This window comes from Pseudomonas sp. JQ36 (assembly GCF_053851495.1).
Genome location: NZ_CM132642.1, coordinates 2,949,440 through 2,970,234 on the forward strand (window position 1 = coordinate 2,949,440; position 20,795 = coordinate 2,970,234).

The 20,795-nt window shown below is 60.7% G+C and carries 24 protein-coding genes; 11 read left to right on the forward strand and 13 right to left on the reverse strand.

The window, feature by feature from the left end:
• Positions 1–11 precede the first annotated feature (11 nt).
• A complete protein-coding gene (earP, locus tag ACS4NR_RS13150; RefSeq protein WP_456020314.1) occupies positions 12–1,154 on the reverse strand; it encodes an elongation factor P maturation arginine rhamnosyltransferase EarP in 1,143 nt (380 codons plus the stop codon).
• A 125-nt stretch (positions 1,155–1,279) separates the two neighbouring features.
• Here earP and ACS4NR_RS13155 point away from each other — a divergent pair, with 125 nt between their 5' ends.
• Together ACS4NR_RS13155 and ACS4NR_RS13160 are read left to right on the forward strand one after the other, a co-directional pair.
• Positions 1,280–1,690, forward strand: coding sequence for a hypothetical protein (locus ACS4NR_RS13155; RefSeq protein ID WP_115984010.1), 411 nt, complete (start codon positions 1,280–1,282; stop codon positions 1,688–1,690).
• 2 nt (positions 1,691–1,692) lie between these two features.
• Positions 1,693–2,175, forward strand: a complete 483-nt coding sequence (locus ACS4NR_RS13160) for a GreA/GreB family elongation factor (RefSeq protein ID WP_456020315.1) — start codon at positions 1,693–1,695, stop codon at positions 2,173–2,175.
• Between the two features lie 9 nt (positions 2,176–2,184).
• Here ACS4NR_RS13160 and cysB read toward each other — a convergent pair whose 3' ends face one another.
• The 5 genes from cysB to ACS4NR_RS13185 form a co-directional block, all read right to left on the reverse strand.
• Positions 2,185–3,159, reverse strand: coding sequence for an HTH-type transcriptional regulator CysB (cysB, locus tag ACS4NR_RS13165; protein ID WP_007908591.1), 975 nt, complete (start codon positions 3,157–3,159; stop codon positions 2,185–2,187).
• A 113-nt stretch (positions 3,160–3,272) separates the two neighbouring features.
• A complete protein-coding gene (locus tag ACS4NR_RS13170; protein ID WP_027613453.1) occupies positions 3,273–3,776 on the reverse strand; it encodes a universal stress protein in 504 nt (167 codons plus the stop codon).
• A gap of 98 nt (positions 3,777–3,874) precedes the next feature.
• A complete protein-coding gene (locus ACS4NR_RS13175; RefSeq protein WP_027613454.1) occupies positions 3,875–4,780 on the reverse strand; it encodes a 5'-nucleotidase in 906 nt (301 codons plus the stop codon).
• A gap of 30 nt (positions 4,781–4,810) precedes the next feature.
• Complete coding sequence (locus ACS4NR_RS13180) at positions 4,811–5,767, reverse strand: putative 2-dehydropantoate 2-reductase (RefSeq protein ID WP_456020316.1); 957 nt, start codon at positions 5,765–5,767, stop codon at positions 4,811–4,813.
• Positions 5,768–6,154 carry a thioredoxin family protein gene (locus ACS4NR_RS13185; protein WP_097088312.1) on the reverse strand — a complete coding sequence of 129 codons (387 nt, stop codon included), beginning with the start codon at positions 6,152–6,154 and terminating at the stop codon, positions 5,768–5,770. It abuts the gene before it with no gap.
• Here ACS4NR_RS13185 and ACS4NR_RS13190 point away from each other — a divergent pair.
• A complete protein-coding gene (locus ACS4NR_RS13190) occupies positions 6,153–6,596 on the forward strand; it encodes a PilZ domain-containing protein (RefSeq protein WP_115984012.1) in 444 nt (147 codons plus the stop codon). The genes ACS4NR_RS13185 and ACS4NR_RS13190 overlap by 2 nt on opposite strands.
• Positions 6,597–6,725: 129 nt before the next feature.
• The gene (locus tag ACS4NR_RS13195) at positions 6,726–7,802 is read left to right on the forward strand and encodes a 3-deoxy-7-phosphoheptulonate synthase (RefSeq protein ID WP_007908583.1); all 1,077 of its coding nucleotides are present in this window, start codon (positions 6,726–6,728) and stop codon (positions 7,800–7,802) included.
• Between the two features lie 60 nt (positions 7,803–7,862).
• Here the strand turns inward: ACS4NR_RS13195 and ACS4NR_RS13200 are convergent, their stop codons facing one another.
• Complete coding sequence (locus tag ACS4NR_RS13200) at positions 7,863–8,144, reverse strand: GNAT family N-acetyltransferase (protein ID WP_003226804.1); 282 nt, start codon at positions 8,142–8,144, stop codon at positions 7,863–7,865.
• 635 nt (positions 8,145–8,779) lie between these two features.
• On the opposite strand from ACS4NR_RS13200, the gene oprI reads away from it, so the two are divergent.
• The gene (oprI, locus tag ACS4NR_RS13205; RefSeq protein WP_025113130.1) at positions 8,780–9,031 is read left to right on the forward strand and encodes an outer membrane lipoprotei OprI; all 252 of its coding nucleotides are present in this window, start codon (positions 8,780–8,782) and stop codon (positions 9,029–9,031) included.
• 123 nt (positions 9,032–9,154) lie between these two features.
• Here the strand turns inward: oprI and ACS4NR_RS13210 are convergent, their stop codons facing one another.
• The 3 genes from ACS4NR_RS13210 to ACS4NR_RS13220 all read right to left on the reverse strand — a co-directional run bounded on the left by ACS4NR_RS13210 (position 9,155) and on the right by ACS4NR_RS13220 (position 11,219).
• A complete protein-coding gene (locus ACS4NR_RS13210) occupies positions 9,155–10,126 on the reverse strand; it encodes a L,D-transpeptidase family protein (protein ID WP_095137294.1) in 972 nt (323 codons plus the stop codon).
• Positions 10,127–10,262: 136 nt separating this feature from the next.
• Positions 10,263–10,556 (reverse strand): hypothetical protein, encoded by a 294-nt coding sequence (locus tag ACS4NR_RS13215; RefSeq protein WP_003226812.1) that lies wholly within the window; start codon positions 10,554–10,556, stop codon positions 10,263–10,265.
• Between the two features lie 57 nt (positions 10,557–10,613).
• Entirely contained in the window at positions 10,614–11,219 is a 606-nt protein-coding gene (locus ACS4NR_RS13220) for an arylesterase (protein ID WP_166496840.1), read from the reverse strand.
• A gap of 10 nt (positions 11,220–11,229) precedes the next feature.
• Here ACS4NR_RS13220 and ACS4NR_RS13225 point away from each other — a divergent pair, with 10 nt between their 5' ends.
• The 3 genes from ACS4NR_RS13225 to greB are packed head-to-tail and all read left to right on the forward strand — an operon-like array spanning position 11,230 to position 14,949.
• The gene (locus ACS4NR_RS13225) at positions 11,230–11,913 is read left to right on the forward strand and encodes an ABC transporter ATP-binding protein (RefSeq protein ID WP_003226816.1); all 684 of its coding nucleotides are present in this window, start codon (positions 11,230–11,232) and stop codon (positions 11,911–11,913) included.
• Complete coding sequence (locus tag ACS4NR_RS13230; RefSeq protein ID WP_456020317.1) at positions 11,913–14,417, forward strand: ABC transporter permease; 2,505 nt, start codon at positions 11,913–11,915, stop codon at positions 14,415–14,417. The genes ACS4NR_RS13225 and ACS4NR_RS13230 overlap by 1 nt, the downstream gene beginning before the upstream one ends.
• Positions 14,418–14,451: 34 nt before the next feature.
• Complete coding sequence (gene greB, locus ACS4NR_RS13235) at positions 14,452–14,949, forward strand: transcription elongation factor GreB (RefSeq protein WP_016770885.1); 498 nt, start codon at positions 14,452–14,454, stop codon at positions 14,947–14,949.
• Between the two features lie 5 nt (positions 14,950–14,954).
• Here greB and ACS4NR_RS13240 read toward each other — a convergent pair whose 3' ends face one another.
• From ACS4NR_RS13240 to ACS4NR_RS13250, 3 genes are all read right to left on the reverse strand, one after another.
• Positions 14,955–15,263 carry a hypothetical protein gene (locus tag ACS4NR_RS13240; RefSeq protein ID WP_016985510.1) on the reverse strand — a complete coding sequence of 103 codons (309 nt, stop codon included), beginning with the start codon at positions 15,261–15,263 and terminating at the stop codon, positions 14,955–14,957.
• Positions 15,264–15,511: 248 nt separating this feature from the next.
• Positions 15,512–15,946, reverse strand: a complete 435-nt coding sequence (locus tag ACS4NR_RS13245) for a DoxX family protein (RefSeq protein WP_115984016.1) — start codon at positions 15,944–15,946, stop codon at positions 15,512–15,514.
• 108 nt (positions 15,947–16,054) lie between these two features.
• Entirely contained in the window at positions 16,055–17,476 is a 1,422-nt protein-coding gene (locus tag ACS4NR_RS13250) for a transglycosylase SLT domain-containing protein (protein WP_456020318.1), read from the reverse strand.
• Positions 17,477–17,711: 235 nt separating this feature from the next.
• On the opposite strand from ACS4NR_RS13250, the gene ACS4NR_RS13255 reads away from it, so the two are divergent.
• The 3 genes from ACS4NR_RS13255 (at position 17,712) to ACS4NR_RS13265 (ending at position 20,792) form a co-directional block, all read left to right on the forward strand.
• The gene (locus ACS4NR_RS13255; protein ID WP_456020319.1) at positions 17,712–18,518 is read left to right on the forward strand and encodes a TatD family hydrolase; all 807 of its coding nucleotides are present in this window, start codon (positions 17,712–17,714) and stop codon (positions 18,516–18,518) included.
• A 213-nt stretch (positions 18,519–18,731) separates the two neighbouring features.
• On the forward strand, positions 18,732–20,213 hold the full coding sequence (locus ACS4NR_RS13260) for a methyl-accepting chemotaxis protein (RefSeq protein ID WP_456020320.1): 1,482 nt from the start codon (positions 18,732–18,734) through the stop codon (positions 20,211–20,213).
• A gap of 213 nt (positions 20,214–20,426) precedes the next feature.
• Positions 20,427–20,792 (forward strand): Mpo1-like protein, encoded by a 366-nt coding sequence (locus ACS4NR_RS13265; RefSeq protein WP_047295495.1) that lies wholly within the window; start codon positions 20,427–20,429, stop codon positions 20,790–20,792.
• Positions 20,793–20,795: the final 3 nt, after the last annotated feature.

Below are 20,795 nucleotides of genomic sequence, written 5' to 3' on the forward strand. Positions count from 1 at the left end.
TAGGCCGCGTATCATATCCAATTTAGGTAAAACTGTACCAGCGCCGTGGCAAGATCCGCCTGCAAGCCTTGTTCCAGACACCATTGCTCGGCGTTTTCCTGCAGTTCTGGCCAGTGTTTACGGACCTGGAGCCAGTGCTCGCCGATCGGTTTCCCGGCACTCCAGGCCCGCCACAGACCGTTCATCGCCTCGGCAGCGGCCGGTGAAAGCCCTTTCGTGTAGAGCGCGAGAAAGGCATCGAGCTTGTCGAGGTGAATGTCTTCGTCCTGCTGATAGATGTGCCAGAGCATCGGTCGCCCGGCCCACTGTGCACGGACGAACGAGTCTTCACCGCGCACCGCGTTGAAATCGCAGCACCACAGCAACTGATCGTATTGATCCTGACGGACGAACGGCAGCACCTGCACCGTCAGCGCCTGACGCACGTCCAGATCGCCGACAGCCAATGCATCGACTCCGAGCCAGCGCGCAACATCACCGAGAATCCGCCCCTCCGGCACCAGCAGATGGGTCGGCGTGCTATCGGCCGCCAACACATCCAGCCAACTGGCCAGCCCGGCATTTTCGTAGGCAAACAACGAGATCAGCTGTGCGTCCGCTGCTCGATCGACGCCCAGGCCTTGCAGGAATTGTCGCTGCGCAACTGCATCCTGCTGAAATTGCCGACGCCGCTCAAGCAGACCGCTTTCACGGAGCAAGCCGCCCGTCCCCGGCAGAAATCCAGGAAAGAAAAAGAATTTCTGTACCGACTTGTACTTCACCGACGGCAAACCGTGACAGCCGGTGACCCAGTCTTCGGCGCTGAGGTAATCGAGGTTCATCCACAGCGGCGGCTGTTGCCGCTCGGCCATGGCGTCCATATAGGCGTTTGGCAACTGACAAGCGAACGCGGCGATCACCACGTCCGCCGCTTCTGTCTGCGGCCAGTCGCTCGGCCAGTGCCGCACCTCGACCCCCTGCTGCGATTGTTGCGCAAGGTTGATGTCGATCTCGGGGCAGATACGTTCGAAGGCGCGCAGGTCATCGACCCACAGGCGCACCGCCAGCCCGTGTTCGGCCACCAGTTGCCGGGCCAGACGCCAGGTCACGCCGATGTCGCCATAATTGTCGACCACGGTGCAAAAAATATCCCAGCGGGTTTTCGGTACCGGCATGCAAAGACTCCCGTTGGCAAAAGCGCTGATTGTCCGCATAAATGACCTCGCGCAGAAGAGCCGACGGCGATTAATCTTCGTGCGACAATCGCCACTTGCCCGCAATCATCCGCCAGGAGGCAGCCATGCCCTATCGTCCCAACCCGCGTCGTCCTTTGCCAGTTCAGCTTAGCGCGCTGCAACTGACCGGCAGCATTGCCCTGGGCATGTGGCTGGGCTTTCTGGCCATCGCCCTGACCTGCTGGCTGCTCTCGCGCCTGGTATTCACCGAGCAACTGGCGCCTGTCGCTCAGGCGGTGCAGCAACTGGCCAAGCCGCCAGCGGCCGTCCAGGTACAACCGGACATTCCGCCACAGAGTCCGCTGTTCGAGCAGTACGAAGAGAACCTGCGCAAGAACGAGCAGCAGGCACGTCTGGATCAGGCTCGCGGCAGCAGTCGCAACCAGTCGAATCCCAAGTGCCAGTTCTGGCTGCAACAGGACCAGACCGCGCCGAGCGAAAAGAGCCGCGCCAACGTTTTGCAATTCTGCGATTGATCATGAACAAGCACACCGTCCACCAACTGATCCTCGACAAACTGCGCGGCGATCTCGACATCGCCGAGCGCGCCGCGCAGACCGCTTATGAAACCGCGACCCACGAAGAGAACATTGCCGAGAACAAGTACGACACGCTCGGGCTTGAGGCGTCTTATCTTGCGGCGGGTCAGGCGAAACGGGTCGAGGAAATCCGTCAGTCACTGGCGCTGTGCCAGAACCTGACGCTGCGCGCCTACGACGAAAATCGCGGCATCGAGATCGGCGCCCTGCTCGGTCTGGAAAACGAAAAGGGGCGCGAGCAATGGCTGTTTCTGGCGCCGGATGCGGCGGGCCTGAAAGTCGATGTGGTGGGTCAGCCGATTACCGTCATCACCCCGCGCTCGCCGCTGGGCAAAAGCCTGCTGGGCAAGTTCGAAGGCGATGAGGTAGAGATTCTGGTGGCGGGCACCCGGCAACAGTTTGCTGTCACCGAGGTGCTTTGAGGCAGGGTTTTAGTGGACCGGCAGTTCGACACCGTCGAACAGCTCTTCCAGTTCCTGCTTGTTGTGGCACTGGATGGCCTTGGCCATCACTTCGCGGGTCAGGTGCGGGGCGAACTTCTCGATGAAGTCACACATGAAACCACGCAGGAAAGTGCCGCGACGGAAACCGATCTTGGTGATGCTCGACTCGAACAGCTCGCTGGCATCCAGCACCACCAGGTCGTTATCGAGTTTGGTGTCGACCGCCATCTTGGCGACGATGCCCACACCCAGGCCCAGACGCACGTAGGTTTTGATCACGTCGGCGTCGGCCGCGGTGAACACCACTTTCGGCGTCAGACCACGATGGCTGAAGGCTTCGTCGAGTTTCGAACGGCCAGTGAAACCGAATACATAAGTCACGATCGGGTATTCGGCCAGCGCTTCGAGGGTCAGCTTCGGCAGCTTGGTCAGCGGGTGGCCCTGGGGCACGACCACGCAGCGGTTCCAGCGATAGCACGGCATCATCACCAGATCACCGAACAGCTCCAGCGCTTCGGTGGCGATGGCGAAATCGACGGTGCCGTCAGCGGCCATCTCGGCGATCTGCATTGGCGAACCCTGGTGCATGTGCAGCGCCACGTCCGGGTATTGTTTGATGAAATTGCTGATCACCGGCGGCAATGCATAACGCGCCTGGGTGTGGGTGGTGGCGATCGACAGGGTGCCTTTTTTCTCGTTGGAGAATTCCTGGGCAATCTGCTTGATGCTTTCGACCTTGCGCAGGATTTCGCCTGCGGTGGTGATGATGCGCTCGCCGGCCGGGGTGACGCGGGTCAGGTGCTTGCCGCTGCGGGCAAACACTTCAACGCCAAGTTCGTCTTCCAGCAGGCGGATCTGTTTACTGATACCCGGTTGCGAGGTGTAAAGGCTTTGGGCGGTAGCGGAAACGTTGAGGTCGTGGTGCGCCACTTCCCAGATGTAGCGCAGTTGTTGAAGCTTCATATGTATCCCTCAAAGCAGGTAGACGCCACGGGCATCAGCGACGGTATATAACTATATTAATGGTTTGATGAATAAATCTAGAACTTTTTTATCAAAAGGCCATTATTCCCGCTTCAGCGATCCCCCCGGCGCCGGCGCTCCACCAATGGCACCAGATAAACCGGCACCTTGGCCAATTGCAGGACCCGAGTCGCCGTGCGCCCCAAAGGCGTTTCCGCCCCTACGCCGTGGCTGTGAGTGCCTACGATCAGCAAATCCACAGAGAGTTTCTGCACCTGGTCGAGAATCACCTGCGCCGGATCGCCCTGCACTACCCGAACCGCGCAAATCCGCTGCAGATCCTGCTCGCCTTCGTCGCCCAGCTCTTCGCGAAAACTGTCCAGTACCCGTTGCTCGATATTGGCGATGACTGTTTTCAGACCCTGACTGTGAAATTCGTTCAATGCCTGCTCGTCGAGATAACTCTGCAACACCGACTCGGCAAACAGCCCCATGGGTTCCACTGCATGCACCACATACAAGTCGGCATTGAATGTCCGCGCCAGCGCCAGGGCATGCTGCATCACTAAAGGTGCGTACAGACCGAGGTCAGTGGCATACAGCATCGAACGAATCATATGACCTCCTCGCGTGCCAACATGGCGGAGATTTGATTCAGCTTAGCAGTGCCTTGGCGAGTACGACGTGCGACGCAACGTCTTGAAGCACTGGGGCTTTAGATCGACGGTTCGTTACTGATGCCATGCGGTACGTGACCGGTGGCAACCACTTCGCGGGCGGCCTCGCAGTGGCCGGTCTGATCGTCGAAGAACACATCGGCAGCGAAGGCTTCGAGAAACGCCGATTTGGTCAGCCCGCCGAGAAACAGCGACTCGTCGAGACGGATATCCCACTCACGCAAGGTACGGATCACCCGCTCATGGGCCGGCGCCGAACGCGCGGTGACCAGCGCCGTGCGGATCGGGCAGTCGTCTTCGGGAAACTCGCGTTGCAGCGCATTGAGTGCCGCCAGAAAACCCTTGAACGGCCCACCGCGCAATGGCTCGCGCGCCGACTCCCGTTCCTTGGCCTGAAACGCCAGCAGCCCGCCGGCCTGATAAACGCGCTCGGATTCATCGGAAAACAGCACCGCGTCGCCGTCGAAGGCGATGCGCAACTCATCACTGGCGGCACGACTGGCGCCGCCGGAGAGAATCGTCGCCGCGGCAAACCCGGCGTCCAGCGCGGCGCGCACATCCTCGGCATGGGTGGACAGAAACAAGTCACAGCCAAACGCTTTGAGATAGGGATACGGACTGCGCCCGCCGACGAAGGCCGCCCGCGAGATGTCCAGCCCATAATGATCGATCGAGTTGAACGCGCGCAGACCGGTGTCGGCGCTGTTGCGCGAGACCAGAATCACCTCGACCCGGGCGCGGTCGAGACGACTGTTGAGGCTCAGGAGTTTTTCCACCAGCGGGAACGCATCGCCGGGCGCGAGAATCTCGTCTTCGTGTTCGATCTGGTATTGCCGGTAGGCTTCGACGCCGCTCGCCAGATAGACCTTGTGGCTTTCGCTCAGGTCGAACAAGGCGCGAGACGAAATCGCCAGCACCAGTTTGTCATCGATGTTCTTGGCCATGCCTTCCCCCCACTTCCCCAGAAAACCGACTCAGGTGTTGCGTCGGTCGATGAAACTCAAGGTGCGATAAAGCGCTTCGATACGCGGCAGTTCGCACCCTGCCGCTTTGGCTGCGGCCAAGGGCCGAGCGTAAATCGCTTCCAGTTCCAGCGGCCGCTTGTGCAGGAAATCGTGGTACATGCTAGGCCTGTAGTCGGGCATTTTCTCGGTCATCATGAACAGGTACTCGGCATATCCGGGCGGTATATCGTGACCACAGGCCCTGGCGCCCTGCACCACTTCGGCCATCAACGCCTGGATCAGCGCGCGACTGTCCGCGTCGGCCATCAGCGGCGTGGTGCCGGCGCCGAGCAACACCGAGAGACCGTTGTAGGGAATATTCCACACCAGTTTCTGCCAGCGTGCCTGATGCAGATTGGGCATCGCCTGCGAATCGATGCCAGCGGCGCGGAACAGACCGGCGCCCTCCTCGACAATCGCCATGCGCGCCGCGTCGTCCGCTGTCGGGCCACTGTGATAGCCGACATTCACCGCCCCCAAGGCCTGATGGGTGATGTGTCCAGGACCTTGGCGATGCACGCAGATCAGGCACAGACCACCAAGCAAATGCAGGGAATCGGGCAGTAATTCACGCAAGCTGTCTTCAACGTCCAGACCGTTTTGCAGCACCAGCACTTTCGCGCCGGGCTTGGCCGCGGCAATGATCGCCGGGGCCAGACCTGCGCTGCTGGTGGTCTTGGCGCCGACCAGCAACCAGTCGCAGGCCGGCATGTCCTCGGCCTTCGCATACGCCTGCACCGGGTTCAGCGTCAGCGTGCCATGCACGGCACTGCCCACCTGTAAACCACGTTCGGCCACTGCGGCGAATTCACTGCGCAGTAAAAAGTGCACATCGAAACCGGCGCGCGCCAGCATCAACCCGTAAAACCCGCCAATGGCCCCAGTGCCGATAATCCCGATCACCGGTTTGCTGTCTGCTCCCACCATCTATGGCAACTCCTCTGCAATTCGACCCAGCGCCTGCGCCACGGCCGCGTTCAGCGCAGCGGCGGTCAGGCGCGTGTGCAATGCCCCAAAGAACTCGCCGTCGCGCACCACGAACAGCGCCGGCAAATGAAAAACCTGATAACGCTCCACCAGCCCGCCGTTGTTGCCGGCATCGATCCAGCACAGGCGATCGACCGCCAGCTCGAACCCGGGCAAAACCTCTCTGGCATAGCGACAGCTGGAACAGCCGACGCTGGTGAAAATCACCAGCGAAACGCCGCTCATCGCCAGCAACCGCTGGTCGGCGTCGAAATCGGTCAGCTCGGATTCGACCACTATACTGGGGGAAACAATGTCAAATGGCCGACACAGGGAGTCTGTGCTCATGGGACGTTTCATTCCTCATCCGGACGAAGTGCCGGTTGAATTAACCTTGCTCAAGCCCGAGTGTATTTCCAGGCAACAGCTGCACACTATCAGCCTCGGCGGGATCGCTTGCAATTATCACCGCGCCTGGCGCCACGGCACGGCGTTGCAAGTGCGCATGCCGACACTCAACGCCGATATCTGTTATCCGGGCTATGTGGCGTGGTGCCTGCGGCGCAAAAAGGGCTATCTGCTGGGGATCGCATTCACCGATGAGCAGACACTGTTCATCGCCCGGATGGGCGAACAGGTGTGCCAGATCGAACGTTATTGCCGCATGAACGAGGCCCACGACGATCTGCACGATATTCAGGCGCTGGCCCTGCAATGGGTCGAACAACACGCCGACGAGTTCTCCCACGACAGCGTGCGCAAGGCTTTTGCCCAGCCAGTGCTGGATTAAAGCGGCGTTTGCCCATTGTCGAGCCGCGTCTGACGCGCTAAGGTTCGGCTCCCCGACGCGCTTAAATCTGCTGTGCTCCGCCGCGCGGGGATCGCTGGCGGCCGGCACCCGTGACCTGACGAGTAAACGATGGCTGATTTACCGATCAACGACCTAAACGTCGCCTCTAACGAGACCCTGATCACTCCCGATCAGCTCAAGCGTGATATCCCTCTGAGCGATGCTGCGCTGCGCACCGTCACCAAGGGCCGCGAAGTCATTCGCAACATTCTTGATGGCACCGACCACCGTCTGTTCGTAGTGATCGGCCCGTGCTCGATCCACGATATCAAGGCTGCCCACGAATACGCCGATCGCCTCAAGGTGCTGGCGGCGGAAGTCTCCGACACCCTGTACCTGGTCATGCGCGTGTATTTCGAGAAGCCACGGACCACCGTCGGCTGGAAAGGCCTGATCAACGATCCGTACCTGGATGACTCGTTCAAGATTCAGGACGGCCTGCACATCGGTCGCCAGTTGCTGCTGGACCTGGCCGAGAAAGGCCTGCCGACGGCTACTGAAGCCCTCGACCCGATCTCCCCGCAGTATCTGCAGGACCTGATCAGCTGGTCGGCCATCGGCGCACGTACCACCGAATCCCAGACGCACCGTGAAATGGCGTCCGGCCTGTCCTCGGCGGTCGGCTTCAAGAACGGCACCGACGGTGGCCTGACCGTGGCGATCAACGCCTTGCAGTCGGTGTCCAGCCCGCACCGTTTTCTCGGTATCAACCAGGAAGGTGGCGTGTCGATCGTCACTACCAAGGGCAACGCCTACGGTCACGTGGTGCTGCGTGGCGGCAACGGCAAGCCGAACTACGATTCGGTCAGCGTCGCCCTGTGCGAGCAGGCGCTGAACAAGGCGAAGATCAAGCCGAACATCATGGTCGATTGCAGCCACGCTAACTCCAACAAGGATCCGGCCCTGCAACCGCTGGTGATGGAAAACGTCGCCAACCAGATCCTCGAAGGCAACCAGTCGATCATCGGCCTGATGGTCGAGAGCCATCTGAACTGGGGCTGCCAGGCCATCCCGAAAGACCTCGCCGACCTGCAATACGGCGTGTCGATCACCGATGCCTGCATCGACTGGTCCGCCACCGAGAACACCCTGCGCAGCATGCACGCCAAGCTCAAGGATGTTCTGCCGAAACGTCAGCGCAGCTGATCAACGTTTCACAGGCATAAAAAAACGCCGGGCAATGCCCGGCGTTTTTGTGTGTGCGATTCAGATCTTGGCGGCGCGGCGCTGATGACGTTCCATATAGCGCTCGACGTAGGAGCACGACGGGATCACCGTATAACCCATTTCTTCGGCGTATTGCAGCGCGCTTTCGGTCAGCGCTGCGGCAATGCCACGGCCGCGCAGGGCGTTGGGCACGAAGGTGCGATAGATATCCAGGGTCTGTTTCCCCAGATCCATATAGGTCAGGTAGGCACGATGACCGTCCACATTGGTCTCGAACTGATGACCAGCCTGGTCATGGTGGATGGACAACGCCTCGCTCATCACTACTCCTCGCGGGTCTTGAATTCTGACCCCTACCTTACCGATGTTTTTCCGGCGAAGGAACATCTACGCCACCCTGTGCCTGATGGACACCGAGAAAAACCACACCGGTCTCGCGCAATCGAGCACGTCATAAATAGTAGGCACCATTGGCGAAAATGCTCAAGGTGCGCTCGTCATCATGCTCGTTGAACGGGTAACTCCGATGGGCGTAGTGGCAGGCGCGGGGACGATATTCCCCAGGCGCTCGCCTGAACATTGCCGGATGTCGAGACTTAAGACGCAGCCTCTTCTTTAAAGTCACCTCAAGAGCGACAAAGATATGTGAGGTGTAATGCAAAATTGGAACAAAAGTGTAGACGAATGCATCTAGGCAGACTTGGTGCAAGACGCAGAAACAGCACCGGACAACGGGAACTTTTTCTCATTAACACGCTCAAGCCGGGGCCTGTAGCTGGATATTTTTTATACAGCCCGGTTAAAAGTTGCTCGAAAAAGAATCAACGCCTACAATTTTTTTTGCTTCTTGCGCTCCGTCAGTTTACTTACTACAAGTAATGGGTAGTATGTACGCCGGCTATTTCCTCAATCGGAGGAGAAAGCCACTTAATTGAAAGTCCTTGAAGGGGAACACGATGAACAACGTTCTGAAATTCTCTGCTCTGGCTCTGGCCGCAGTTCTGGCTACCGGTTGCAGCAGCGCATCGAAAGAAACCGAAGCACGTCTGACCGCTACTGAAGACGCAGCTGCTCGCGCTCAAGCTCGTGCAGACGAAGCATACCGTAAAGCTGATGAAGCTCTGGCTGCTGCTCAAAAAGCACAGCAGACTGCTGACGAAGCTAACGAGCGTGCTCTGCGTATGCTGGACAAAGCTAGCCGCAAGTAATAATCCCTCGGGATTGTTATCAAGCCGACCCGGTTTCTGGGTCGGCTTTTTTGTGCCCGAAGCTTTTTCCCGGGCCATAAAAAACCCGCCGATGCTTCACACATCGGCGGGTCCGGATCGATCTTATTGCTGCAAGTCGATCGGCGCACTCGAGACAATCGGTGCCGAAGTGCTCGGCGTGCCGATTTCAGTTGGCAAGCCATCTTCGGCCGCTACCACATCACGCACGACATCCCAGTTCACGCGCAGATTGTTGGTGACATCTTCGCGCTTGAGCATCGCATTGATCACTGCCGTGTGCTTGTCGACCACCGACGGGTTGCCCTTGTCGTCGATCGGCGTGTGCGCTTCCAGATAGACCTTGCCGCCACTGCTGCCGAACTTGTACGCGTCGTTGAGGATGCGCACCGAAGTGCCGACCGGCACCATGGCCGCCATTTCCAGCACGTTGTTGTTGAACATGCGGAAGCAGCCGTGGCTGGTACGCATGCCGATGCCGAACTTCTTGTTCGAACCATGGATCAGGTAGCCCGGGGTGCCCAGAGTGAACTTGAACGGCCCCAGCGGGTTGTCCGGGCCGGCCGGCACCACGTTCGGCAACGGATCACCGTCGGCGGCGTGCTCGGCCTTAATCGACGCTGGAGGGGTCCAGGTCGGGTTCGGGGTCTTGGCGATGATTGAGGTGTGCGCAATCGGCGACCCCCAACCTTCACGCCCGATACCCAGCGGGAAGGTGTACACCACGTTCCGGCCTTTCGGGAAGTAGTAGAGGCGGTATTCAGCAAGGTTGATCACAATGCCTTCACGCGGACCCGGCGGCAGAATGAACCGAGTCGGCAGAACGATTTCAGTACCGGCGCCCGGCAGCCAGGCATCGACACCCGGGTTGGCCGCGACCATTTCCGAATAGCCCAGGTCGTACTTGGTTCCCAGGTCAGCGAAGGTATCTTCGTATTTGGCCTTGATCACCTGCACCTGGCCGATGATGTCCTCACCGGGTGGTGGCAGGGGAAACTCCAATGCAGCAACGGGACCGGCCACACACAGGGCGGCAAGTGACAGGCAGCGGGTGACGGCAGGAAAGCGCGGCAACATCCGGAAAATCCTTCGCATGATCAACAAGGGTATAAGGGCGCGATTGTACACCGCACCTCGGGAATTCGGGGAGATGCGCCGATGGGCAGCCAGAAGTCTTCATGTAGGAGCTGCCGCAGGCTGCGATCTTTTGGTCCTAAAGCTCGAATCGCAACTCGGGCCAGATCGGCGAGGTACCGCGCTTCTGCGACTCAAGAATCGCCCGACACAACGAACACAGACGCTGATCCTGAAACACCCGACGATCCACACTCGACCAACGCGGTTGTGCCGGCAGCAGACTGCCACACAACGTGCGGTCTGCCGAGCCACCGAGTTCGAGCTGACGGGTCACCAGATGCACCCGCACTTCCTGGCAGGCGAACAGATCCAGCTGTTCGTCAGGCTCGATCAGTTGGTAGGCGAACAGGGACCAGGCAGGACGCGGCATCGGGGGCTCCAAATAAGGGGGCGCCACATTAGCCGAAAGCCTGCCACTAGAAAAGCCTCATAACAGCGGTTTTAGCGTCGGCCAGACATTTTCCAGCAACTTGCCCTGAGCCCCGGCTGCCGGGTGCAGACCATCGGCCTGCATCAGATCGGGATGCCCGCCCACGCCGTCGAGGAAAAACGGCACCAGCGGAATCTTTTTCTCGTCCGCAAGCTTGCCGTAGACCTCGGCGAAGGCATCGGTGTAACGCTTGCCGTAGTTGGGCGGCAGTTGCATGCCGAGCAACAGGACCTTGGCACCACTCTGGCGGGAGCTGTCGATCATCGCCGCAAGGTTTTGTTGCAATTGCGTTGGCGGCATTCCGCGCAGGCCGTCGTTGCCCCCCAATTCGAGGATCACCAGTTCCGGCTTGTGCTCTGCAAGCAGCGCCGGCAGGCGCGCCTGGCCTCCGGCACTGGTGTCGCCGCTGATCGAGGCATTGACCACTTTGTCGTCAAAACCCTCCTGTTTGAGCCGTTGCTCGAGCAGCGATACCCACCCCAGGCGGGTATCCAGTCCGAAACCGGCGCTGATACTATCGCCAACGATCAGGACAGTACCCGCCGCTGCGTTCTGGGCCATGCACATCAAGGCCAGGCCAGCACTCAAAAACCACACACGCATCGGATTCTCCATGGGCGCAAGCATTCTCACCGCGAAGAACCTCAGCAAAGTGGTTCCCAGCGCGGAAGGTGAACTGACTATCCTGCACGAACTCAGCCTGGAACTGAACCAGGGCGACAGCCTGGCCATCGTCGGCGCGTCCGGTTCCGGCAAATCCACCCTGCTCGGCCTGCTCGCCGGCCTTGACCTGCCGAGCAGCGGCGAAGTCATTCTCGCCGGGCAATCTTTGGGTAATCTCGACGAAGACCAGCGCGCGCGCATCCGTGCCGAACACGTGGGTTTCGTCTTTCAGTCATTCCAGCTGCTCGACAGCCTCAACGCGCTGGAAAACGTCATGCTGCCGCTGGAACTCGATGGCCGCAAAGACGCTCGCGAACGCGCCACCGAACTGCTGCAACGAGTCGGTCTCGGCCAGCGCCTGACGCACTCGCCGCGCCAGCTCTCCGGCGGCGAACAACAGCGCGTGGCGATTGCCCGGGCCTTCGCTGCCGAGCCGGACGTGTTGTTCGCCGACGAACCTACCGGCAATCTCGACAGCCACACCGGCGAGCGCATCAGTGACTTGCTGTTCGAGCTGAACAAGGAACGCGGCACCACCCTGGTGCTGGTGACTCACGACGAACGCCTGGCCCATCGCTGCCGGCGCCTGATCCGACTTGAAGCCGGGCTGCTGGTCGCCCCTCTGGAGCCTTGATGGCACGTCTGCCGCTGTTGCGCCTGTTCAGTCTCGCCATCCGCCAGTTACTGCGCGATGCCCGCGCCGGTGAATTGCGCGTGCTTTTCTTCGCCTTGCTGGTGGCGGTGGCCGCGAGTACCGCCATCGGCTACTTTGGCGCCCGCCTCAACGGCGCGATGATGCTGCGTGCCACCGAGTTCCTCGGCGCCGACCTGGTGCTTGAAGGCAGTTCACCGGCGCGGGAGGAACAGATCAGGAGCGGCACCGAGTTGCGCCTGAATCATGCGCAGGTGGTGGAGTTTTCCAGCGTCATCGCCACCGACAACGGCATTCAGTTATCGAGCATCAAAGCCGTCGACCGCGCCTATCCACTGCGCGGCGAACTGAAAAGTGCCGCCGCCCCGTTTGCAAGTGAAACCGCTGGCGGCGAACCGCAACCCGGTGAAGCGTGGGTCGAAGCTCGTCTGCTGACTGCGCTGGATCTGAAGATCGGCGACAGCATCGACGTCGGCATGAAAACCCTGAAGCTGACCCGCGTGCTGACTTACGAGCCGGATCGCGCCGGCAACTTCTACAGCCTCACGCCTCGGGTGATGATCAACCTCGATGACCTCGCCGCCACCGGCGTAGTGCAACCCGGCAGCCGCGTGAGTTATCGCGAACTGTGGCGCGGCGAACCGCAGGCACTGGAAACCTATCGACAACTGATCAAACCCGGCCTGGCCGCCAATCAGCGCATTCAGGATGCGCGCGACGGTAACCGGCAGATTGGCGGTGCACTGGGCAAGGCCGAGCGTTATCTGAACATGGCCAGTCTGGTCGCGGTGCTGTTGGCCGGTGTAGCCGTGGCGCTGTCGGCCAATCGCTTCGCCAGTCGCCGCTTCGATGCCAGTGCCTTGCTGCGCTGCCTCGGTTTGTCGCGTCGGGAAACCATGCTGTTGTTCAGCATTCAACTGACCGTGCTGGGGCTGTTTGCCGCGCTCAGCGGTGCAGTGCTCGGCTGGCTGGCACAACTGGGACTGTTCGCTCTTTTGCATGATCTTCTGCCTGCCGATGTGCCAGCGGGCGGTCTGTTCCCGGCGCTCGCCGGGATCGGCACCGGGCTGGTGGCGCTCGCCGGCTTCGCTCTGCCACCACTTGCCGCGCTGGGTCGCGTACCGCCGCTGCGGGTACTGCGCCGCGACATGCTGCCGATTCCGTCGAGTACCTGGATGGTCTATGGCGCGGCACTGGGCGCTCTCGGGTTGATCATGTGGCGCCTGAGTCTAGATCTGCTGCTGACCTTCGCCCTGCTCGGCGGTGGCGTGGTCGCGGCGCTGGTGCTGGGTGGCTTGCTGCTGTTGTTGCTCAACAGCCTGCGGAGGATGCTCGCCCGCGCGCCGCTGCCGTGGCGCCTCGGTCTGGGCCAGCTGTTGCGTCATCCGCTGGCGGCGGCCGGGCAAGCGCTGGCGTTCGGTCTGATCCTGCTGTCGATGGCGTTGATCGCCCTGCTGCGTGGCGAATTGCTGGACACCTGGCAAAACCAGTTGCCGAAAAATGCTCCGAACTACTTTGCCCTGAACATCCTGCCGGGGGACAAGCAAGCCTTCGCCGATCATTTGATCAAGGTGTCCGCACAAGCAGCGCCACTGTACCCTGTAGTGCCAGGACGGCTGATCAGCATCAACGGCGACCCGGTGCAGCAGATCGTCAGCAAGGATTCGGCCGGCGACCGCGCGGTGCAACGCGACTTGAGCCTGACCTGGGCCGCCGACCTCCCGGCTGGCAACAAGCTCACCGCCGGTACGTGGTGGACCGGGCAACCCTCGGAGGACGTACCGGGTGTATCGGTTGAAGGCAAAGTCGCCGACAGCCTCAAGCTCAAACTCGGCGATCACATGGTGTTCAGCGTGGGCGGGGTCAATCGTGAAGCCAAGGTCACCAGCCTGCGCGAGATCAACTGGGATAACTTCCAGCCGAACTTCTTCATGATCTTCCAGCCCGGCACCCTCAAGGATCTGCCGGCCACCTACCTGACCAGTTTCTATCTGGCCCCCGGTCACGATCAGCAGATCGTCGAGCTGTCGCGAGCCTTCCCGGCGGTGACCATCCTTCAGGTCGAAGCCTTGCTCGAACAACTGCGCAGCATCCTCGCCCAGGTCACCCTGGCGGTGGAATACGTGTTGTTGTTCGTGTTGGCGGCGGGGATGGCGGTGCTGTTCTCCGGCTTGCAGGCAACCCTGGACGAACGCATTCGCCAAGGCGCGCTGTTACGCGCGCTGGGCGCGCAACGGCAATTGCTGGTCAAGGCCCGGCGCATCGAGTTCGGCTTGCTCGGTGCGGTCAGCGGTTTGCTCGCGGCCATCGGTTCGGAAGTGGTGAGTCTGGTGTTGTATCGCTTTGCCTTCGATCTACCTTGGCATCCGCATCCGTGGTTGCTGGTGCTGCCATTGATTGGTGCCGCACTGATTGGTGGTGCCGGCGTGTTCGGCACGCGTCGGGCATTGAATGCGAGCCCGCTGACAGTCTTGCGCGAGGGTTGATAGACTCCAGCCTTCGTCACCACAAGAAGTTTCCATGAGCCGTTATCGCCCTCCCCGCACCGCCGGCACCGCGCTGATCACCCCTGAAGGTGAAGCGCGGATGCGCGCCGAATTCCATGAGCTGTGGCATGTGCGCCGCCCGCAAGTGACGCAAGCGGTCAGCGAGGCAGCGGCGCAGGGTGATCGCTCGGAAAACGCCGAGTACACCTACGGCAAGAAAATGCTGCGCGAGATCGACAGCCGCGTGCGATTTCTCACCAAGCGTCTCGAAGCACTGAAGGTCGTCAGCGAAAAACCCAGCGATCCGAACAAGGTCTACTTCGGCGCCTGGGTCACCATCGAGGACGAAGACGGCAAGCAGTCGCGCTACCGCATCGTCGGCCCGGATGAACTGGATCTGAAACTGGGCCTGATCAGCATCGACTCACCGCTGGCCCGCGCCTTGATCGGCAAGGCGCTGGACGCCGAAGTCCGGGTACAGACGCCAACCGGTGAGCAGTTTGTCTATATCGTGGCGATCGAATATCCCTGAGCGTTTCAGCGGCGGGTGATCAAACCCTGCCGCGCAACACGCACCAATTGCTTGATCATTTCCGGGGCGTCTTCAGCGCTCGGCGCCTGAATCACCGCCAGGTCAAAACTGTCACTGGCAAACCGCGCCAGCGACTCGCCGTCTTCAACGAACTGGATCAGGAACGCGGCAGGACCGCCGCTGCGACGTGGCCAGCCATCGAGATAACGCAACAGCGTCGGCTGATGTTTGCCGCCAAGCAGGATTTTCGGGTTGCGCTGGGTGATATGTGCCGTGATCGGCGCGGGACGTGCTGGAGGGCGTAGTGCATTCATCGTGTCGTGTCTCTGCCTCAAAAGTCTGCATGGCAGGTGAGAGGCAACACCGAACCAGCGCTTTAGCGGTATTTCGAAGCCCTGTTCCGGCTTCTGACGGCAACTGTCTGAGTCACCTGGCGCCCCGCAAGTAGCTGTTTAAATCGGCGCATGAGCAACATCCTAGATAACGTGACCGATGAGTGTCAAGAATCGGCCGCAACAAAAAAGGCCCGCACAATGCGGGCCTTTTGCTTGATCCAGAGCGTTCAACCGGCGATGGCGCGATCCACCGACAGCTTGCCGGCGCCTTCGATCATCACCGCGAGGCTGCCGCCGAGCAGCGCCAGAGCGAACTCGTAACCGTTGTTGGCCATGAACAGACCGTTGCTGATGTGCACGGTGAAGATCGCCACCAGCGACAGAAAGGTAAGCCCCAGCGCCGCCGGGCGCGCCAGCAGGCCGATGATCAGCGCCAGACCGGCGAAGAACTCGGTACCGCCGGCCAGCGTGGCCATCAGGTAACCCGGGTGCAGACCGATGCTGTCCATGTACTGCGCGGTGCCCGCCAGACCGTAACCACCGAACATACCGAAGAGCTTTTGCGAACCGTGGGCAGCGAAGATCACGCCGACCGCAATGCGCAGAATGGTCAGGCCATAACCGGCGCGGGTGAACAGAACTTTGTTGATCAGAGAACTCATGGGGCATTCCTTGTTTTGCGAGAAGTGTGTTGGGATTGGTCGCTATATTAATCAGTTAAATTCATGTTAAAAGCGCAATTATTCCGCCATAACAATCAAATTATTAGATCATTTCCGTGAGGCGACTTTCTGGCCCCGGGGCTCCAGTGATTCCCGCTCCCGATCGAACGCCAGGTAGTACTTGTTCACGCTATTAACATAGCTGACGGGCCCCATGCCCACCTGCTCCATAGCGATGCGCTCGACCTGAAAGAACCACTGGTTCGGATTCAGCCCGCGCCGCCGTGCCTCGGCGCGCATGCCCTGCACACGCTCCGGGCCGATGTTGTAGGCCGCCAGGGTGAACGCCATGCGCTCGCGCTCATTGAGTTTCGGACTGTTGAAAAACTTGCGGCGAATCATCGCCAGGTACTTGGCCCCGGCCTGCACATTCGCATCGAGATTCTGAATGTTGTTCACCCCGACCCGCTGCGCCGCAGACGGGGTGATCTGCATCAGCCCGGTCGGGCCGCTACCGCTGCGCGCATTGGGTTGCAGCGCCGATTCCTTGAACGCCAGCGCCGCCAGATTCAGCCAGTCCATGCTTTGCGCGTCGGCGTGTTTTTGCAGGGTCGGGCGCAGTTTCTCCAGACGCTGACGGTCAGCCTTGGCCAACGGATAATGCACTTTGTAGAGCCGTCGATAGATCCGCAGAAACTCCGCATCCTCGTTCGACGGTTTCTTGTAGCCGACCAGGAAGCGATCGATGCTCGCCCGCAGCATCGAGGCATCCCGGCGTACAAACCAGTACTCCTCACCCGGCTCGCTGATCACCAATTGCCGGTCGAAACGCAGCTTGGGCAGGATCTTGCCCCAGCGCTCGGCGATCGGTTGCTCAACGATAGTCAGGTGGAAAATCCCGCCCTGCACCATCTCCAGCACGTCCTCGACCGCCAGCGTCGGATCGACCCATTCGATCTTGATCGGCGCCAGTTTGTGCAACGCCAGTTTCTGATTGAGCTGGCTGACCGCCTCCCCCGCCGCACTGCCGGTCGGCAACGCCAGGGTCTTGCCTGAAAGCTGTTCTACTTTGGTGTAACGGCGCTCGCCCTTGATGCCGACGAGCACCAGCGGCACGTTGCTGGCGATCGGCTCGCTACTGGCCACCGCGCGGCCGGGTTGCAGCTCAAGCAATTCGCCCGGCGCGACCAGATCACCTTCGCCGCGCTGCAAGGCACCGAGCAGTTGATCCTTGGCTTTGGGAATAATCTTGAGGGTGATTTCCTGACCATCGCGGGCGTGGCCATTGAGGTATTGCTCGAAGGCGCGCAGGCGATGGTATTCGACGCCGATGGCCTGACCCTGGACTTCACCGGAGCTGTTGCGGCTCTGGTTGACCAGCACGCGCAACACGCGACTGCTGCGAATCTCCGACAGGTCGCGAACCTTGGCGGCCGGCATGGCTTGCTGTGGCCCGGGCAGGCGCGCAACCGCCGTTATCGGCAGCAGCAGCGACGCACACAACAGGAGCAAAACCGAGGGACGATGCATCCACTCTCCGGAAAGAATACGGGGTGGTTTCACCGCTGAACGGTCGAAATCACCGACGAAAACAGAGCGCCTGGAGCGCTGGCAAAGTGCGAGAGACTGGCACAGTGATGGCTTTTCTGCCAACCCGGGCTGCGTCGCGGCATCAAAAGACAGCTATAACTCGTTGTAGTTCTTGGCTTTTCTTATAAATCTACAGCTCTGGTATGCTTTCCGGCCTTCGGCCCGAGGTAGAACCATGCAACTCATCGATATCGGCGTCAACCTGACCAACCCCAGTTTCGCCGAAAAACATCAGGCCGTACTCGACCGCGCCTACGCGGCCGGGGTCTGCCAACTGGTGCTGACCGGCACCAGCGTCGAGGGTAGCGAACAGGCACTGGAGCTGTGCCGGCAACTGGATGAAAACGGCCAGCAGCTGTTTGCCACCGCTGGTATTCACCCGCATTCGGCCAGTGACTGGAACGCTGACAGCGCGCGCCGTTTGCGCAGCCTTCTGCAAGAGCAGAATGTAGTCGCCGTGGGCGAATGCGGGCTGGATTTCAACCGTGATTTCTCGCCACGCCCGCAACAGGAAAAAGTCCTCGAAGAACATCTGGCGCTGGCGGTAGAACTGCAGTTGCCGGTGTTCCTGCACGAACGTGATGCCAGTCAGCGTCTGCTGGAAATCCTCAGGGACTTCCGCGATCAACTGCCCGCCGCCGTGGTGCACTGCTTTACCGGCGAGCAGAAAGCCTTATTCAGTTACCTCGATCTGGACCTGCACATCGGCATCACCGGCTGGATCTGCGACGAGCGCCGGGGCACGCATCTGCATCCACTGGTCAAGGAGATCAAGCGCGGCCGGCTGATGCTCGAAAGCGACGCGCCCTATCTGCTGCCTCGCACCCTGCGACCGAAACCCAAAAACGGCCGTAATGAACCGGCGTATCTGACCGAGGTGCTGCGCGAAGTGGCGTTGCATCGCGGCGAGACCGAGGCAGATCTGGCTGCGCACACAACGGCGTGCGCCCGCGCGTTCTTCAACCTCCCCGCCCTGCCCTGACACACCAGAGTCCCCCTGTGGGAGCGGGCTTGCTCGCGAAAGCAGTGTGTCAGGCAGAAATAAGCTGGATGACACAGCGCATTCGCGAGCACGCCCGCTCCCACAAGGGGCTCAGCGTAGAACCTGTTGACCCATATCAAGATCCGCAGATCTGCATAGCGGCACAATGCTGGCACCTTGCCAAAACTGTTTCCGCTATCAGAGAAGACCTCCATGGGTGCCTGGCTTAGCAATATCTCGCTGAAATACAAATTCTGGGCGGTCAATGCGGTCGCTTTCGTCACCACCCTGCTGCTGGTGCTGTACGCCGTGCAACTTGAGCAGCAGGCCCGCAGCCACGCGTCGAGAACCTCCGCGCAAGCCCAGGCACAATTGCTCAAGGCCTGGCCGGCCGGGCAGGCGCTGCCCAAGGCCGATCAGGTGCTGACCTTCAAACGCGGTGAAGTGCCGCGCCTCAACGATCAACCGGTGCTGGAGATCAGCGACAGCAACGGCTGGAACGAGATCAATCATCTGCCGCTGTTCGGCAACAACCCGCTGCTGGGCGCCGAAGTGTTCAGTCGTGGCGACGGCGAGCAAGTCGCGGTCATCGCCTATGGCCCGAGCCTGGCGCAAGTGTTCAGTGAACGCTTTGCCAACTACGCGGTGGCGGTGTTCATCCTGATGCTGGCCATGCTCGGCGCTTCGCAGTTGCTGATCCGCTTCCTGCTCAGTCAGCTCAACACGTTGAAGGATGTGATGCTGCACGTCGAGAAAAGCGGTGACCTCTCGGCCCGCGTGCCGCTGGCCTGCAAGGACGAAGTCGGACAAATGGCTAATGCGTTCAACGCGATGCAGGCCGGTTATCAGCGGGTGGTCACCACCGTTGCCAACACCGCGCGGCAACTCGACGTCGGCGCCGCACGTCTGGCGGCGAGCATGAACGAAGTGCGCCACGGCATGCTCGGTCAACAGAGCGAGACCGATCAGGCCGCCACCGCGATTAATGAAATGACCGCCACGGTTTATCACATCGCCCAGCACGCCGGCGCCACTCGCGACCTGTCGCAGACCGCCGATGGTCTGGCCGGCAGTGGCCAGCAAGTGGTCAGCCGCGTGCAACAGTCGATTGCCGGACTCTCCAGCGGTGTGCAGCAGACCGCCGAGATGATCCAGCGTCTGGCCGAGGACAGTCAGAAGATCAACGGCGTGGTCAGTGTGATTCACAGCATCGCCGAGCAGACCAACCTGCTGGCGCTCAACGCCGCCATCGAAGCAGCGCGTGCCGGCGAGATGGGCCGCGGTTTTGCGGTGGTCGCTGATGAGGTGCGCAACCTCGCCAAGCGTGTGCAGACCTCCACCGATGAAATCACCACCATGGTCTCGGCACTGCAGGCCGGGACCCGCGATGCGGTGGACTTCATGCAGGAGAGTTCGTACAAGGCCGACGACTGCGTGCAGCAGGCGCAGGAGGCTGGCGAGGCGCTGGCGGAAATCACTGGCGCCGTGGCGCAGATGCGCGAGAGCAACACGCAGATTGCGGTGGCGGCCGAGCAGCAGAGTCAGGTCGCGGAAGAGATGAATCGGGCGGTGGTGAGCATTCGTGATGTGACCGAAAACACCGTGCAGCAGACCGTGGATTCAGCGACCACCAGCAATGAGTTGGCGACGTTGGCCGGGGAATTGAGCAAGGCCATCGGTCAACTCAAACTTTAAGGGACTCATCGCGAGCAGGCTCACTCCTACAGGGGATTTGTGTGCGCAGCAGATCCTTTGTAGGAGTGAGCCTGCTCGCGATGGCGTCAATTGCAACACCATCGAATCCAGCCATTGCACCTATCACCGCCATAGCCAACCTTGATTCGCCGCCCTATCCGCCCCGGCCTATTCTTCAACCATGTGTTCAACATGGATCGAGGAGTAGTCAACATGGGCAAACGTCACCCCAATCTTCCCGCGTGGCAATGGCGCGCGTACCCGAACAATCACCAGCACCCGACCAATCTGGTGTTGCACCTGATTGCCGTGCCGCTGTTCATCGTTGCATTTCTGTTGATCGTGTCCGGCGTGTTCAGCCTGAGTCTGGCGAGTGTGGCGATCGGCGTGATCGGGATTGTCGCGGCGCTGGGTCTGCAGCGCCACGGCCACAGCCTGGAGGCGCAAGCCTCCGAGCCGTTCAGTGATCGCAAAGATGCCGTGTCACGCTTGCTGGTCGAGCAGTTCCTGACCTTTCCACGGTTCTTTCTCAGTGGCGGCTGGTGGCGCGCCTGGCGGGAGCGCCACCGTCGGCATTGAATG

Excerpts from the sequence above, each read along its gene's own strand:
- earP (WP_456020314.1), bottom strand. The coding sequence starts at position 1,154 with ATGCCGGTACCGAAAACCCGCTGGGATATTTTTTGCACCGTGGTCGAC.
- ACS4NR_RS13155 (WP_115984010.1), top strand. The coding sequence starts at position 1,280 with ATGCCCTATCGTCCCAACCCGCGTCGTCCTTTGCCAGTTCAGCTTAGC.
- ACS4NR_RS13160 (WP_456020315.1), top strand. The coding sequence starts at position 1,693 with ATGAACAAGCACACCGTCCACCAACTGATCCTCGACAAACTGCGCGGC.
- cysB (WP_007908591.1), bottom strand. The coding sequence starts at position 3,159 with ATGAAGCTTCAACAACTGCGCTACATCTGGGAAGTGGCGCACCACGAC.
- ACS4NR_RS13170 (WP_027613453.1), bottom strand. The coding sequence starts at position 3,776 with ATGATTCGTTCGATGCTGTATGCCACTGACCTCGGTCTGTACGCACCT.
- ACS4NR_RS13175 (WP_027613454.1), bottom strand. The coding sequence starts at position 4,780 with ATGGCCAAGAACATCGATGACAAACTGGTGCTGGCGATTTCGTCTCGC.
- ACS4NR_RS13180 (WP_456020316.1), bottom strand. The coding sequence starts at position 5,767 with ATGGTGGGAGCAGACAGCAAACCGGTGATCGGGATTATCGGCACTGGG.
- ACS4NR_RS13190 (WP_115984012.1), top strand. The coding sequence starts at position 6,153 with ATGGGACGTTTCATTCCTCATCCGGACGAAGTGCCGGTTGAATTAACC.
- ACS4NR_RS13185 (WP_097088312.1), bottom strand. The coding sequence starts at position 6,154 with ATGAGCACAGACTCCCTGTGTCGGCCATTTGACATTGTTTCCCCCAGT.
- ACS4NR_RS13195 (WP_007908583.1), top strand. The coding sequence starts at position 6,726 with ATGGCTGATTTACCGATCAACGACCTAAACGTCGCCTCTAACGAGACC.
- ACS4NR_RS13200 (WP_003226804.1), bottom strand. The coding sequence starts at position 8,144 with ATGAGCGAGGCGTTGTCCATCCACCATGACCAGGCTGGTCATCAGTTC.
- oprI (WP_025113130.1), top strand. The coding sequence starts at position 8,780 with ATGAACAACGTTCTGAAATTCTCTGCTCTGGCTCTGGCCGCAGTTCTG.
- ACS4NR_RS13210 (WP_095137294.1), bottom strand. The coding sequence starts at position 10,126 with ATGTTGCCGCGCTTTCCTGCCGTCACCCGCTGCCTGTCACTTGCCGCC.
- ACS4NR_RS13215 (WP_003226812.1), bottom strand. The coding sequence starts at position 10,556 with ATGCCGCGTCCTGCCTGGTCCCTGTTCGCCTACCAACTGATCGAGCCT.
- ACS4NR_RS13220 (WP_166496840.1), bottom strand. The coding sequence starts at position 11,219 with ATGCGTGTGTGGTTTTTGAGTGCTGGCCTGGCCTTGATGTGCATGGCC.
- ACS4NR_RS13225 (WP_003226816.1), top strand. The coding sequence starts at position 11,230 with ATGGGCGCAAGCATTCTCACCGCGAAGAACCTCAGCAAAGTGGTTCCC.
- ACS4NR_RS13230 (WP_456020317.1), top strand. The coding sequence starts at position 11,913 with ATGGCACGTCTGCCGCTGTTGCGCCTGTTCAGTCTCGCCATCCGCCAG.
- greB (WP_016770885.1), top strand. The coding sequence starts at position 14,452 with ATGAGCCGTTATCGCCCTCCCCGCACCGCCGGCACCGCGCTGATCACC.
- ACS4NR_RS13240 (WP_016985510.1), bottom strand. The coding sequence starts at position 15,263 with ATGAATGCACTACGCCCTCCAGCACGTCCCGCGCCGATCACGGCACAT.
- ACS4NR_RS13245 (WP_115984016.1), bottom strand. The coding sequence starts at position 15,946 with ATGAGTTCTCTGATCAACAAAGTTCTGTTCACCCGCGCCGGTTATGGC.
- ACS4NR_RS13250 (WP_456020318.1), bottom strand. The coding sequence starts at position 17,476 with ATGCATCGTCCCTCGGTTTTGCTCCTGTTGTGTGCGTCGCTGCTGCTG.
- ACS4NR_RS13255 (WP_456020319.1), top strand. The coding sequence starts at position 17,712 with ATGCAACTCATCGATATCGGCGTCAACCTGACCAACCCCAGTTTCGCC.
- ACS4NR_RS13260 (WP_456020320.1), top strand. The coding sequence starts at position 18,732 with ATGGGTGCCTGGCTTAGCAATATCTCGCTGAAATACAAATTCTGGGCG.
- ACS4NR_RS13265 (WP_047295495.1), top strand. The coding sequence starts at position 20,427 with ATGGGCAAACGTCACCCCAATCTTCCCGCGTGGCAATGGCGCGCGTAC.